We start from the raw sequence: 14,706 nt of genomic DNA on the forward strand, positions 1-14,706 counted from the left end.
GCCGGCTTGCCGGCGAAAAACCTGAGACCGCCGCGTTTTGTCTGGTTCCCCGCGTCATCGTTGAAGACCATCGCCGGCAAGCCGGCTCCTACAGTGGGCCGCGTTTGATTTTGCCTTTGCTCCACACCACTCAAGCCGGCTGTCAGGCCGCTGTGCTTTTGCTTTTGATTTTGATCTTAGGCGGCCCCCCAAATCCCTGTCGGATTACGGGCACACCGAGCCTAGGCGAGGTGCCGAGTGTTGGGGCAAGAGCCCTTTGCTTACTTTGGGGCTTTTCCAAAGTGAGCCGCCGTAAGGGCGGAACCCTAAGCCGCCGTTACCGAAAAAACGGATATGTACACGATCAAACCAAAAACGCCGCCTCCAACAACTGCCGCGTATACCCATGCTGCGGCGCGGCAAAAATCCCCGCCGCATCCCCCTGTTCCACCACCTGCCCATGCTTCACCACCATCAACTGATGGCTCAACGCCTTGACCACCGCCAAATCATGGCTGATAAACAGATAGGTCAAGTTGTACTTGGCCTGCAAACTGCGCAACAACTCCACCACCTGCCGCTGCACCGTGCGATCCAGCGCCGATGTCGGCTCATCCAGCAAAATCAGGCGCGGCTTGAGCACCAGCGCCCGGGCAATGGCAATGCGCTGACGCTGCCCACCCGAGAACTCATGGGGGTACCGATGCCGCGACTCCGGATCCAACCCGACTTCCTTGAGCGCCGCAATAATCGCCGCTTCCTGCTCCAATGGCGTCCCCATCTTATGGATACGCAACCCCTCGCCAACGATCTCACTGACACACATCCGCGGGCTCAAGCTGCCAAACGGGTCCTGGAACACCACCTGCATCTCCCGACGCAACGGACGCACCTGTTGCTGGCTGAGCTTATCCAACTGCTGCCCTTCAAAACGAATGCCGCCCTTGCTCGCGATCAACCGCAGAATCGCCAGGCCCAGGGTCGATTTGCCCGAGCCGCTTTCGCCCACGATTCCCAGGGTCTGCCCCTGGGGCAGGCTGAAGTTGATGCCGTCCACCGCCTTGACGTAATCAACGGTATTGCGCAAAAAGCCCTTCTTGATCGGGAACCACACTTTCAGGTCATCGACTTCCAGCAACGGAGGGCCGACTTCGTTGCTGGCCGGTCCGCCGCTGGGCTCCGCCGCGAGCAGTTCCTGGGTATACGGATGCTGGGGCGACTGGAACAGCGTTTCACAGTCGGCCTGCTCGACGATGCAACCCTTTTGCATCACGCACACGCGATGGGCGATGCGCCGTACCAGGTTCAAGTCATGGCTGATCAGCAGCAGGGCCATGCCCAGGCGCGCCTGCAGTTCCTTGAGCAATTCGAGGATCTTCAATTGCACCGTCACATCCAGCGCCGTGGTCGGCTCATCGGCGATCAGCAACTCCGGCTCATTGGCCAGGGCCATGGCGATCATCACCCGCTGGCGCTGGCCTCCGGACAGCTCATGGGGAAGGGCCTTGAGGCGTTTGTGCGGTTCGGGAATGCCCACCAGGTCCAGCAACTCCAGGGTACGTTGGGTGGCGACTTTACCTTGCAGCCCCTTGTGCAGGCCGAGCACTTCGTTGATCTGCTTCTCGATGGAGTGCAGCGGGTTCAACGAGGTCATCGGCTCCTGGAAGATCATCGCAATGCGGTTGCCGCGAATGTGGCGGATGGTTTTTTCTTTCAGTGTGAGCAGGTCCTGCCCGGCATAGTTGATGGTGCCGGAGGGGTGCCGCGCCAGCGGGTAGGGCAGCAGGCGCAGGATCGAGTGGGCGGTCACCGATTTGCCTGAGCCGCTTTCACCCACCAGGGCGATGGTCTCGCCACGCTTGATGTCGAAGCTGACGTTGTTCACCACGCGGTGGTGATGGTCGCCCGTGACGAACTCGACGGAGAGGTCGCGGATTTCGATCAGATTGTCCTGATTCATCTCATTTCCTCGGGTCGAAGGCGTCGCGAGCGGACTCGCCGATAAACACCAGCAAACTCAACATGATCGCCAGCACGGCAAAGGCACTCATGCCCAGCCACGGCGCTTGCAGGTTGGATTTACCTTGGGCCACCAGTTCACCCAGCGACGGCGAACCGGCCGGCAAGCCAAAACCGAGGAAGTCCAGGGCGGTGAGGGTGCCAATGGCGCCGGTGAGAATGAACGGCATGAAGGTCATGGTCGACACCATCGCGTTGGGCAGGATATGCCGGAACATGATCGCGCCATTCTGCATGCCCAAGGCCCTGGCGGCGCGCACGTATTCGAGGTTGCGCCCGCGCAGGAACTCGGCGCGCACTACGTCCACCAGGCTCATCCACGAAAACAACAACATGATGCCGAGCAGCCACCAGAAGTTGGGCTGCACGAAACTGGCGAGGATGATCAGCAGGTACAGCACCGGCAGCCCGGACCAGATCTCCAGGAAGCGCTGCCCGGCCAAATCCACCCAGCCGCCGTAGAAGCCCTGCAAGGCCCCGGCGATCACGCCGATGATCGAGCTGAGCACTGTCAGCGTCAGGGCAAACAGCACCGACACACGGAAGCCGTAGATGACCCGCGCCAGTACGTCGCGGCCTTGGTCGTCGGTACCCAGCAAATTCACGGAAGAGGGCGGCGCCGGCGCCGGCACTTTCAGGTCGTAGTTGATGCTCTGGTAGCTGAACGGAATCGGCGCCCACAAGGTCCAGGCATCCTTGGCCTTGAGCAGTTCCTGGATGTAGGGGCTCTTGTAGTTGGCTTCCAGCGGGAATTCACCACCAAAGGTGGTCTCCGGGTAGCGCTTGAGCGCGGGGAAGTACCAGCCGCCGTCGTAGTGCACGGCCAGGGGTTTGTCGTTGGCGATCAGCTCGGCGCCCAGGCTCAGCCCGAACAGGATCAGGAACAGCCACAGTGACCACCAGCCACGCTTGTTGGCCTTGAACCGTTCGAACCGGCGGCGATTGAGGGGGGATAGATTCATCTCAATGCTCCCGGCTGGCAAAGTCGATACGCGGATCGACCAGGGTGTAGGTGAGGTCGCCGATCAGTTTCACGATCAGCCCCAGCAGGGTGAAGATAAACAGCGTGCCGAACACCACCGGGTAGTCGCGGTTGATCGCCGCTTCAAAACTCATCAGGCCCAGGCCGTCGAGGGAGAAGATCACCTCCACCAACAAGGAACCGGTGAAGAAGATCCCGATGAACGCCGAAGGGAAACCGGCGATCACCAGCAACATCGCGTTGCGGAATACATGCCCGTACAGCACGCGGTGGTTGGTCAGGCCCTTGGCTTTGGCGGTGACCACGTACTGCTTGTTGATCTCGTCGAGAAAGCTGTTCTTGGTCAGCAGGGTCATGGTGGCGAAGTTGCCGATCACCAGGGCCGTGATGGGCAGCGCCAGGTGCCAGAAGTAATCGAGGATCTTGCCGCCCCAGCTCAGTTCGTCGAAGTTGTTCGACGTGAGTCCACGCAAGGGGAACCAGTCGAGGTAACTGCCGCCGGCAAACACCACGATCAGCAGGATTGCAAACAGGAACGCCGGGATCGCATAGCCGACGATGATCGCCGAACTGGTCCATACGTCGAAATGGCTGCCGTGCCGCGTGGCCTTGGCGATCCCCAGTGGGATCGACACCAGGTACATGATCAGCGTGCTCCATAACCCGAGGGAAATGGACACCGGCATCTTCTCCTTGATCAAATCGATGACCTTGGCGTCACGGAAGAAGCTGTCGCCAAAGTCCAGCTGGGCGTAGTTCTTGACCATGATCCACAAGCGTTCCGGCGCCGATTTGTCGAAGCCGTACATCTTCTCGATTTCCTTGATCAGCGCCGGGTCCAGGCCCTGGGCGCCGCGGTAGCTGCTGGAGCCGGCCACCGACACTTCGGAACCACCACCGGCAATGCGGCTGGTGGCGCCCTCGAAGCCTTCAAGCTTGGCGATCATTTGCTCCACCGGACCACCGGGAGCGGCCTGGATGATGACGAAGTTGATCAGCAAAATCCCGAACAGCGTGGGGATGATCAGCAACAGGCGGCGAAAGATATAGGCCAGCATTTAATCGCCTCCGCTCGCCGGATCGGCGCTGGTGTCTGGGTCTGAGGTGACGGCGGGTGTTACGTCAGGCTTGGCCCACCAGGTGGCGGTGCCGACGTCGTAGCGCGGCGGGACTTGGGGATGGCCCAAGTGATCCCAATACGCGACGCGGAAGGTCTTGATGTGCCAGTTCGGGATCACGTAGTAGCCGAACTGCAACACGCGGTCCAGGGCTTTGGCATGCGCCACCAGGCTTTTGCGCGAGTCGGCGTCGATCAACTCTTCCACCAGTTGGTCGATGGCCGGGTCCTTGAGACCCATGTAGTTGCGGCTGCCGGGTTTGTCGGCGCTGGAGGACTTCCAGAACTCGCGCTGCTCATTACCCGGCGAAGTGGACTGCGGGAAACTGCCCACCAGCATGTCGAAGTCCCGCGAGCGAATGCGGTTGATAAATTGTGAGACGTCGACCCGACGGATCACCAGGTCGATGCCCAGGTCGGCCAGGTTGCGCTTGAACGGCAGCAGGATACGTTCGAACTCAGTCTGGGCCAGCAGGAACTCGATCTTCACCGGTGTGCCGGTGGTGTCGACCATCTTGTCATCGACGATGCGCCAGCCGGCTTCTTGCAGCAGTTGGTAGGCCTCGCGCTGCTGGGTGCGGATCATGCCGCTGCCGTCGGTCTTGGACGGTTCGAAGGCCTGGGTGAAGACCTCGGGCGGGATCTTGTCACGCAGCGGTTCGAGGATCGCCAGTTCATCCGGGCCGGGCAGGCCGGTGGCGGCCATCTCCGAGTTTTCAAAGTAGCTGCGGGTGCGGGTATAGGCACCGTTGAACAGCTGCTTGTTGCTCCACTCGAAATCCAGCAACAGGCTGATGGCCTTGCGCACGCGTACGTCCTGGAACATCGGCTTGCGCATGTTGAACACAAAGCCCTGCATGCCGGTGGGATTGCCGTTGGGGATTTCTTCCTTGATCAGGCGACCCTGGGCCACCGCCGGGATGTTGTAGGCGTTGGCCCAGTTCTTGGCGCTGAATTCCAGCCAGTAGTCGAACTGCCCGGCCTTGAGGGCTTCCAGCGAGACGGTGCTGTCGCGGTAATAGTCTGTGATGCGGTTATCGAAGTTGTAGAAACCCTTGGCGACCGGCAGGTCCTTCGCCCAGTAATCCCTGACCCGCTCGTAGCGGATCATGCGCCCGGCCTTGACCTCGGCGACCTTGTACGGCCCGCTGCCCAGCTGGACTTCAAGGTTGCCCTTGGCAAACTCACGGGTCGCCCACCAATGCTTGGGCAATACCGGCAGTTGTCCGAGGATCAGCGGTAATTCGCGGTTGTTGGTGCGCTTGAACTTGAACAGCACCTTCAGCGGGTCTTCGGCGATCACTTCGTCGACATCGGCGTAGTAGGTGCGGTAGATCGGCGAGCCTTCCTTGATCAGTTCCTGGAAGGTGAACACCACGTCTTCGGCGCGAATTGGGTGACCGTCATGGAAGCGGGCTTCCGGGCGCAGGTAGAAGCGCACCCAACTGTTGTCCGGGGCTTTTTCGATCTTGCCGGCCACCAGGCCGTATTCGGTGATGGGCTCGTCCAGGCTTTGCATGGCCAGGGTGTCGTAGATCAAACCGAGGTTATCGGCCGGCACGCCTTTGCTGATGTAGGGGTTGAGGCTGTCGAAGCCGCCCATGGCCGACTCGCGGAAGGTGCCGCCCTTGGGCGCATCCGGGTTGACGTAGTCGAAGTGCTTGAAGTCGGCGGGGTATTTCGGTGGTTCGTTGTAGAGCGTCAACGCATGTTGCGGGGCGGCTTGGGCCGCGGTGCACAGCAGCAGGCCGCCGAGCAGTGCAGTACGCAAATACATCATTGGGCTTTCTCCGAAGCTTTCAGCCACCACGCGCTCAGGCCCAGGCTATAGGGCGGCGTGGTGACAAAGGCGAACCGGTTGCGGTACGCCAAGCGATGATAGTTGAGGTACCAGTTGGGAATACTGTAGTGCTGCCACAGCAGCACCCGGTCCAGGGCACGGCCGGCGGCCAGTTGCTCTTCGCGGGTCTTGGCGGCCAGCAGTTGTTCCAGCAGGTGATCGACAATCGGGTTGGCAATGCCTGCATAGTTCTTGCTGCCCTTGATCGCGGCCTGGCTGGAGTGGAAGTACTGCCACTGCTCAAGGCCCGGGCTCAAGGTCTGGTTGAGGGTGATGAGGATCATGTCGAAGTCGAATTGATCCAGGCGCTGCTTGTACTGGGCGCGGTCGACGGTGCGCAGGCGTGCGTCGATGCCGATGCTGATCAGGTTCTCGACATAGGGCTGCAGGATGCGCTCCAGGTTCGGGTTGACCAGCAGGATCTCGAAGCGCAGCGGTTGGCCGTCTTTGTTCAGCAGACGTTGGCCGGAGAGTTTCCAGCCGGCGTCACCGAGCAGGGCCAGGGCGCGGCGCATGGTCTCGCGGGGGATGCCGCGCCCGTCGGTCTGGGGCAGGCTGAACGGCTGGGTAAACAGGTTGGCCGGCAATTGCTCGCGGTAGGGCGAGAGCATCAGCCATTCATGGCCGGTGGGCACGCCGGTGGCGGAGAATTCGCTGTTGGGGTAATAGCTCAAGGTGCGCTTGTAGGCGCTGCTGAATAGGGTGCGGTTGGTCCATTCGAAGTCGAACATCAGCCCCAGGGCTTCGCGCACCTTGGTCTGGCTGAAATTCGGTCGCCGGCTGTTCATGAACAGGCCCTGGCTCTGGGTCGGGATCTGGTGGGCGATCTGCGCCTTGATCACGTCGCCCCGGTTCACCGCCGGGAAGTTGTAGCCATTTGCCCAGTTTTTGGCCTGATGCTCGATATAGATATCGAATTCGCCGGCTTTGAAGGCTTCGAAGGCCACGTCGCTGTCGCGATAAAACTCCACTTCGACCTTGTCGTAGTTATAGAAGCCTTGGTTGACCGGCAGATCCTTGCCCCAATAGTCCTTGACCCGTTCGAACACCAATTGTCGGCCAGGCGTGACCTTGCTGATGCGGTACGGCCCGCTGCCCAAAGGCGGTTCGAAGGTGGTGGCCTTGAAATCGCGGTTTTTCCAGTAGTGCTGGGGCAATACCGGCAATTCGCCGAGGCGCAGGATCAGCAACGGGTTGCCGGCGCGCTTGAACACAAAGCGGATGCGGTGCCGGTTGAGGATATCTACCCGCGCCACTTCCTGCAGGTTGGTGCGGTACTGCGGGTGGCCTTCGGTCAGCAGGGTGCGATAGGAAAACGCCACGTCGTAGGCGGTGATCGGTTTGCCATCGTGGAAGCGCGCTTCCGGGCGCAGGTTGAACACCACCCAACTGCGGTCCTCGCTGTACTCCACCGACTGGGCGATCAGCCCATAACTGGAGGTGGGCTCATCGCCGGAAGGCGCGTACAGGCCGGTGCCGACCATCAACGGCTCGTTCAGCTCGTTGACGCCGTATTGCAGGAAATTGGGGGTGGAAACCGGGCTGGAGCCCTTGAAGGTATAGGGGTTGAGGGTGTCGAAGGTGCCAAAGGCCATGACCCGCAATGTCCCGCCTTTCGGCGCTGCAGGGTTTACCCAATCGAAGTGGGTGAATTTGGCCGGGTACTTGAGACTGCCGAACTGCGTGTAACCGTGACTCTCGGTAATCGCCGCGTTCGCACCAAAGCTCAAGGCCAGACTTATTAGTAGAAGGAGGGGACGCTTCAAATCAGGGATCCGATCCAGGCGGCTTGCGCTTTATGATCGGTACAGTAACAGCTTGTTCCGGTTGGAAAAAGGCCGTTGGATTGACGCAGAATCTTGTAGGAGCTGGCTTGCCAGCGATGGGGCCAGCAAGCCTTGTGGTGTCCGTTATGGCTACACAGTATCGGAACGCTTTAGCGTGGCCCGGAAACCACCAGCATCTGCCCCGGCTTCAGCGCCTGGCCAGTGCGCGGGTTCCAACGCTTGAGATGTTGCATCTCAACGTTGAAGCGCTTGGCGACGATGTACAGCGAATCACCCTTCTTGACCTTGTACTGCACCGGCTTCTTGCTGCTGGCCACGACTTTGCGCGTGTCCTGCATCACCAGGGTTTGGCCGACCTTGAGGGCTTGGCCGTTGAGCTTGTTCCAGCGCTGGAGGTCATGCACATCGACCTTGTTGGCCTTGGCGATCAGCGTCAGGTTGTCGCCACTGCGTACCTTGTAGCTGCGGGTACGCCCGGCAACCCGCGCGGTCTCGACTTCGTCGAACACCTGCTTTTTCGGACGCATCGCCAGCAATTCTTCAGGCTTCATCGTCGAAAGGGTGCTGGTGAGCAGTTGCGCCTTGGAACTCGGCACCAGCAGATGCTGCGGGCCATCCAGGGTGGTGCGCTGCTTCAGCGCGGGGTTGAGCTGGAACAATTCGTCTTCGTCGATCTCGGCCAGCGCGGCAACCCGTGACAGGTCCATGCTTTGCTTGACTTCAACCACTTCGAAGTACGGCGTGTTGGCAATCGGGTTCAGGTTGACGCCATAGGCCTCGGGCGCCAGCACCACCTGGGACAGCGCCAGGAACTTGGGCACGTAGTCCTTGGTTTCCTGGGGCAGGGGCAGGTTCCAGTAGTCGGTCGGCAGGCCGAGCTTTTCGTTGCGCTCGATCGCCCGGCTCACCGTGCCTTCGCCTGCGTTGTAGGCGGCCAGGGCCAGCAGCCAGTCACCGTTGAACATGTCGTGCAGACGGGTCAGGTAGTCGAGGGCGGCGGTGGTGGAGGCGGTGATGTCACGGCGGCCATCATAGGCGCGGGTCTGGCGCAGGTTGAAGTAACGCCCGGTGGAGGGGATGAACTGCCACAAGCCGACCGCATCGCTGCGCGAATAGGCCATGGGGTTGTAGGCACTTTCAATCACTGGCAGTAGCGCCAGCTCCAAGGGCATGTTGCGTTCTTCAAGGCGTTCGACGATGTAATGAATGTAGAGGCTGCCGCGTTCGCCGGCGTTCTCAAGGAAGGAAGGGTTGCTGGCGAACCACAGTCGCTGTTGCTCGATACGTGGGTTGACGCCTACACCATCCTGCAATTGAAAGCCCCGTCGCATACGCTCCCAAACATCCTGGGGCACTTCGGGAGCCGGCTTTTCCGAAAGCCAGATGACGGGTTTCTGTTTGATCTTGGCGCTGAGGTTTGGCTTGGGTTGCACGGTGGATTGTGCGGTGAAATTGCTTGATTGGCAGCCGGCCAGCGTGGCGGACACAGCCACCGCCACAGCTTGAGCCAGGCGGGTCAATGCGTCTGAATGGTTGGATTTACGAATAGATGACGACATTGGCTGGAAGTAAGTTCCGGGCAAAAATGTCGGGCGATTCTAGAAACCCGTTGGGTTCCGGTCAACCATTCAGAAATTACGTATCAGATTGCATCCTGTTAGAACTTATCTTTCCACGCCCTCAAGCTAGCAAACACCTCGGCCCCAGAGCGGTTGTCGCGGCCATTCCGTTCGTCCGCTTTTTGTTTAACGGATGTTTCAGAGGTGCGCAGAAAGGGGTTGGTGCGCTTTTCCAGGGCCAGGTTGGAAGGCAGCGTGATCTCGCCACGTTCGCGCAATTGGCGGACGTTTTCCACCCGTTCGGCGATATCGGCGTTATCCGGTTCGACGGCTTGGGCAAACTTGAGGTTGCTTTGTGTGTATTCGTGGGTGCAGTACACCAACGTGTCGGCGGGCAATGCGGCCAAACGCTCAAGCGACGTGTGCATCTGTTCCGGCGTGCCTTCGAACAGGCGCCCGCAGCCGGCGGCGAACAGGGTGTCGCCACACAACAGCACGCCCTGGTGATAAAACGCGATATGGCCCAGGGTGTGGCCAGGCACGGTATAAATGTCGAAATCCCAGCCGAGCACGCTGATGCGGTCGTTATCGTTCAAGGCTACGTCCCGCGCCGGGATTTTCTCGTTGGCCGGGCCGTACACCTTGGCGTCAGTCACCCTTTTGAGTTGTTCGACGCCGCCGACATGATCGTGGTGATGGTGAGTGATCAGGATGTCGCTCAGGACCCACTCAGGGTTTTGCTTGAGCCAGGCCAGCACCGGCGCGGCATCGCCGGGGTCGACCACGGCGCAGCGCTGGGTGCTCGGGTCTTGTAACAACCAGATGTAGTTATCGGTGAAGGCGGGCAGGGCACTGATCTGTATCATTCTTCGATTCGCCAAGCTGAACACATTGGTGCATCTTAGAACGTCTAGGCGAGTTGGAGAATGCAATGACTGATAAAGCGTTCGCCCAGGCCGATCCTGAGTGGCTGGCCCTGATCAGCGCAGCCCGTGAATGGCTGTCCGGTCCGATCGGGCAATTTCTGCTGGACGAAGAACGGCGCATGCTCGAAGACGAGTTGGGCCGGTTCTTTGGCGGTTATCTTGTGCATTACGGGCCGTCGGCCGAAACGCCGCCGTGCGCGCCTCAGGTACAACGTAATGTGCGCCTGGGTGCACCGTTGCCGGGGGTGGAGATTGTCTGCGAGGAACAGGCCTGGCCGTTGAGCGAGCACGCCGCCGATGTGGTGGTGTTGCAGCATGGCCTGGATTTCTGCCTGTCGCCCCACGGCTTGCTGCGCGAAGCGGCGAGCAGTGTGCGCCCGGGCGGCCATTTGCTGATTGTCGGGATCAACCCCTGGAGCAGTTGGGGCTTGCGCCATGTGTTCGCCCACGACGCCTTGCGCCAGGCGCGTTGCATCTCGCCGCAACGGGTGGGGGACTGGCTGAACCTGCTGGGCTTCGCGCTGGAGAAACGCCGCTTCGGGTGCTATCGTCCGCCGCTTGCGTCGACCAAGTGGCAAGCCCGCCTGGCCGGCTGGGAGCGCCGCGCGGGTGCCTGGCAACTGTCAGGTGGCGGCTTCTATCTGCTGGTGGCGCGCAAGATCGTGGTTGGGTTGCGGCCGGTGCAACAGGTGCGCCGCGAGCCGATGGGCAAGTTGGTGCCGATGCCGATGGCCAAGGTCAACCGCAAGCAAAGCGACGCATGACCCTCTTTTTGAATGAATACCGAGCAACCGATGACCGATAGCGTAGAACTCTTCACCGATGGCGCCTGCAAGGGCAATCCCGGCCCTGGCGGCTGGGGCGCGTTGCTGGTGTGCAAGGGCGTGGAGAAAGAGTTGTGGGGCGGCGAGCCCAATACCACCAACAACCGAATGGAACTGATGGGCGCGATTCGCGGCCTGGAAGAACTCAAGCGCCGTTGCAACGTGCTGCTGGTGACCGACTCGCAATACGTGATGAAGGGCATCAACGAGTGGATGGTCAACTGGAAGAAGCGCGGCTGGAAGACAGCGGCCAAGGAGCCGGTGAAAAATGCCGACCTGTGGCAACTGCTCGATGAGCAATGCAATCGCCATGACATCACCTGGAAGTGGGTGCGCGGCCACATCGGCCACCCTGGCAACGAGCGTGCCGACCAGTTGGCCAACCGTGGCGTGGACGAAGTGCGCGGCTACAAACAGAGCTGATGTCGACTCACGTGTTAATATCGCGCCCCTTGAAATACACCACACCGTTGAGAGCTGAACCCTGATGGCCATCCGATCTGTTGTACTCGATACCGAAACCACCGGCATGCCGGTGACCGACGGCCACCGGATCATTGAAATCGGCTGTGTCGAACTGATCGGTCGCCGCCTCACCGGGCGTCACTTCCACGTCTACCTGCAACCGGACCGCGACAGTGACGAGGGCGCGATTGGCGTCCACGGCATCACCGACGAATTCCTCAAGGGCAAGCCGCGTTTCGCTGAAGTTGCCGATGAGTTCTTCGAATTCATTAACGGCGCGCAGTTGATCATCCATAACGCGGCGTTCGACGTCGGCTTCATCAACAACGAATTTGCCCTGATGGGGCAGACCGATCGCGCAGACATCTCCCAGCACTGTTCGATCCTCGACACCTTGATGATGGCCCGTGAGCGTCACCCCGGCCAGCGCAACAGCCTCGATGCCTTGTGCAAGCGTTATGGCGTCGACAACTCCGGCCGTGAACTTCACGGCGCCTTGCTCGACTCCGAGATTCTTGCTGACGTCTACCTGACCATGACCGGCGGGCAGACCAGCCTGTCCCTGGCGGGTAACGCCTCCGATGGCAGCGGTTCGGCGGAAGGCTCGGGCAACCGTCCTTCGGAAATCCGTCGCCTGCCAGGCGACCGCAAGCCGACCACGATCATCCGCGCCAGTGAGCAGGACCTGGCCGAGCATGCGGCGCGTCTGGAAGCGATTGCCAAATCGGCCGGCGCGCCGGCGTTGTGGTCGACCCTGACCCAGCAATGACGCAAACCTTGTAGGAGCCGGCTTGCCGGCGATGGCGGCCTTGAACCCATCGCAAGATTCAACGGCCTCATCGCCGGCAAGCCGACTCCTACAGTGGTTCACTGTGCTTTCGAAATCTTCATTCGCGTCATCGCCCCCTAGCTTCTACCCTTGAGTGCATAGCCCTCAGGACTACAAGCACTCATGTACAAAGACCTGAAGTTCCCTGTCCTTATCGTGCACCGTGACATCAAGGCCGACACCGTTGCCGGTGACCGGGTCCGAGGCATCGCCCGAGAGCTGGAACAAGAGGGTTTCAGTATTTTTTCCGCAGTGGATTACGCCGAAGGGCGACTGGTGGCTTCTACCCATCATGGCCTGGCGTGCATGCTGATCGCCGCCGAAGGGGCTGGCGAAAATACCCACCTGCTGCAAAACATGGTCGAGCTGATCCGCCTGGCGCGGTTGCGGGCGCCGAACCTGCCGATCTTTGCCCTGGGCGAGCAAGTCACCCTGGAAAACGCGCCCGCCGATGCCATGAGTGAACTCAACCAGTTGCGCGGCATTCTCTATCTGTTCGAAGACACCGTGCCGTTTCTCGCGCGGCAAGTCGCGCGTGCGGCGCGTACTTACCTAGATGGCCTGTTGCCGCCGTTCTTCAAGGCGCTGGTGCAGCACACCGCTGACTCCAACTACTCCTGGCACACCCCCGGCCATGGCGGTGGCGTGGCCTACCGCAAGAGCCCAGTGGGGCAGGCGTTCCATCAGTTCTTCGGGGAAAACACCCTGCGCTCGGACCTGTCGGTATCGGTGCCTGAACTCGGCTCGTTGCTGGACCACACCGGCCCGCTGGCCGAAGCCGAGGCCCGCGCCGCGCGCAACTTTGGCGCTGATCACACCTTCTTCGTGATCAACGGCACCTCCACTGCGAACAAGATCGTCTGGCATTCCATGGTCGGGCGTGATGATCTGGTGCTGGTGGACCGCAATTGCCATAAGTCGGTGTTGCACTCGATCATCATGACCGGCGCCATCCCGTTGTACCTGTGCCCCGAACGCAACGAACTGGGAATTATCGGCCCGATTCCCTTGAGTGAATTCAGCCCCGAATCGATCCGCGCCAAGATCGATGCCAGCCCGCTCACCCGTGGCCGCCCGCCGAAAGTGAAAATGGCCGTGGTGACCAATTCCACCTACGACGGCCTGTGCTACAACGCCGAGCTGATCAAGCAGCAACTGGGCAACAGCGTCGAGGTGCTGCATTTTGACGAGGCTTGGTACGCCTATGCCGCGTTTCATGAGTTCTTCTCCGGGCGCTACGGGATGGGCACTTCGCGCACGCCAGACAGCCCGCTGGTGTTCACCACCCACTCGACCCACAAGCTGCTGGCGGCCTTCAGCCAGGCCTCGATGATCCATGTGCAGGATGGCGGCGCACGCCAGCTGGACCGTGACCGTTTCAACGAAGCCTTCATGATGCACATCTCCACGTCGCCGCAATACAGCATCATTGCCTCGCTGGATGTAGCGTCGGCGATGATGGAAGGCCCGGCCGGGCGTTCGCTGTTGCAGGAAATGTTCGACGAGGCGCTGAGTTTCCGCCGTGCCCTGGCCAACCTGCGCCAGCACATTGCTGAAGAGGATTGGTGGTTTTCGATCTGGCAGCCGCCATCAGTGGCGGGCATCGACCGCGTCGCCACCGCCGATTGGCTGTTGCACCCTGAGGATGACTGGCATGGCTTCGGCGACGTGGCCGAAGACTATGTGCTGCTCGACCCGATCAAAGTCACGCTGGTGATGCCCGGCCTCAATGCCGGCGGTGCCCTCAGCGATTGCGGGATTCCCGCAGCGGTCGTCAGCAAATTCCTCTGGGAGCGTGGGCTGGTGGTGGAAAAGACCGGGTTGTATTCCTTCCTCGTGTTGTTTTCCATGGGCATCACCAAGGGCAAATGGAGTACCTTGCTCACCGAGTTGCTGGAATTCAAGCGCAGTTACGACGCCAATGTCAGCCTGGCCAGTTGCCTGCCTTCGGTGTTTGCACAAGGGGCGGCGCGTTACCAAGGGCTGGGTTTGCGCGACCTGTGCAACCAATTGCACGGCTGTTACCGCAGCAATGGCACGGCCAAACACCTCAAGCGCATGTACACCGTCTTGCCGGAAATCGCGATGAAACCGGCCGACGCTTACGACCAATTGGTGAGGGGCGAAGTGGAGGCGGTCTCCATTGACGCCTTGCAAGGCCGCGTCGCAGCAGTGATGCTGGTGCCTTATCCGCCCGGCATTCCGTTGATCATGCCGGGCGAGCGCTTTACCGAGTCGACGCGCTCGATCATCGATTACCTGGCGTTTGCCCGGACATTCGATAGCAGTTTCCCCGGTTTTGTCGCCGATGTTCACGGCTTACAACACGAAGATGACGGCAGTGGTCGTTGTTACACCGTCGATTGCATCAAGGGTTAA

The 14,706-nt window shown here is 60.6% G+C and carries 11 protein-coding genes; 4 read left to right on the forward strand and 7 right to left on the reverse strand.

The genetic code is table 11. From position 1 onward, the window contains the following. Positions 1-343: 343 nt before the first annotated feature. The 7 genes from HX868_RS10510 to gloB form a co-directional block, all read right to left on the reverse strand. On the reverse strand, positions 344-1,939 hold the full coding sequence (locus HX868_RS10510; protein WP_177002803.1) for an ABC transporter ATP-binding protein: 1,596 nt from the start codon (positions 1,937-1,939) through the stop codon (positions 344-346). A gap of 1 nt (position 1,940) precedes the next feature. Continuing rightward, the gene (locus HX868_RS10515) at positions 1,941-2,960 is read right to left on the reverse strand and encodes an ABC transporter permease (RefSeq protein ID WP_177002804.1); all 1,020 of its coding nucleotides are present in this window, start codon (positions 2,958-2,960) and stop codon (positions 1,941-1,943) included. 1 nt (position 2,961) lies between these two features. Beyond that, complete coding sequence (locus HX868_RS10520; RefSeq protein ID WP_016979726.1) at positions 2,962-4,038, reverse strand: microcin C ABC transporter permease YejB; 1,077 nt, start codon at positions 4,036-4,038, stop codon at positions 2,962-2,964. Further along, complete coding sequence (locus HX868_RS10525; RefSeq protein ID WP_177002805.1) at positions 4,039-5,877, reverse strand: extracellular solute-binding protein; 1,839 nt, start codon at positions 5,875-5,877, stop codon at positions 4,039-4,041. After that, positions 5,874-7,703 carry an extracellular solute-binding protein gene (locus HX868_RS10530; protein WP_095015879.1) on the reverse strand — a complete coding sequence of 610 codons (1,830 nt, stop codon included), beginning with the start codon at positions 7,701-7,703 and terminating at the stop codon, positions 5,874-5,876. The genes HX868_RS10525 and HX868_RS10530 overlap by 4 nt, the downstream gene beginning before the upstream one ends. A 170-nt stretch (positions 7,704-7,873) precedes the next feature. After that, positions 7,874-9,283 carry a lytic transglycosylase domain-containing protein gene (locus tag HX868_RS10535; RefSeq protein ID WP_095015880.1) on the reverse strand — a complete coding sequence of 470 codons (1,410 nt, stop codon included), beginning with the start codon at positions 9,281-9,283 and terminating at the stop codon, positions 7,874-7,876. Between the two features lie 98 nt (positions 9,284-9,381). Beyond that, positions 9,382-10,149, reverse strand: a complete 768-nt coding sequence (gene gloB, locus HX868_RS10540) for a hydroxyacylglutathione hydrolase (protein ID WP_016979722.1) — start codon at positions 10,147-10,149, stop codon at positions 9,382-9,384. A 65-nt stretch (positions 10,150-10,214) separates the two neighbouring features. Here gloB and HX868_RS10545 point away from each other — a divergent pair, with 65 nt between their 5' ends. The 4 genes from HX868_RS10545 (at position 10,215) to HX868_RS10560 (ending at position 14,706) form a co-directional block, all read left to right on the forward strand. Then, a complete protein-coding gene (locus tag HX868_RS10545) occupies positions 10,215-10,973 on the forward strand; it encodes a methyltransferase domain-containing protein (RefSeq protein ID WP_016979721.1) in 759 nt (252 codons plus the stop codon). Between the two features lie 30 nt (positions 10,974-11,003). Next, positions 11,004-11,456: a ribonuclease HI gene (gene rnhA / locus HX868_RS10550; protein WP_010210917.1), complete on the forward strand. Its 453-nt coding sequence runs from the start codon at positions 11,004-11,006 to the stop codon at positions 11,454-11,456. 70 nt (positions 11,457-11,526) lie between these two features. After that, positions 11,527-12,267 carry a DNA polymerase III subunit epsilon gene (gene dnaQ / locus HX868_RS10555; RefSeq protein ID WP_177002819.1) on the forward strand — a complete coding sequence of 247 codons (741 nt, stop codon included), beginning with the start codon at positions 11,527-11,529 and terminating at the stop codon, positions 12,265-12,267. Positions 12,268-12,450: 183 nt separating this feature from the next. Then, positions 12,451-14,706, forward strand: coding sequence for an Orn/Lys/Arg family decarboxylase (locus tag HX868_RS10560; protein WP_177002806.1), 2,256 nt, complete (start codon positions 12,451-12,453; stop codon positions 14,704-14,706).

Origin of the sequence: Pseudomonas reactans (assembly GCF_013385825.1) — a bacterium.
GTDB classification, from domain to species: domain Bacteria; phylum Pseudomonadota; class Gammaproteobacteria; order Pseudomonadales; family Pseudomonadaceae; genus Aquipseudomonas; species Aquipseudomonas reactans.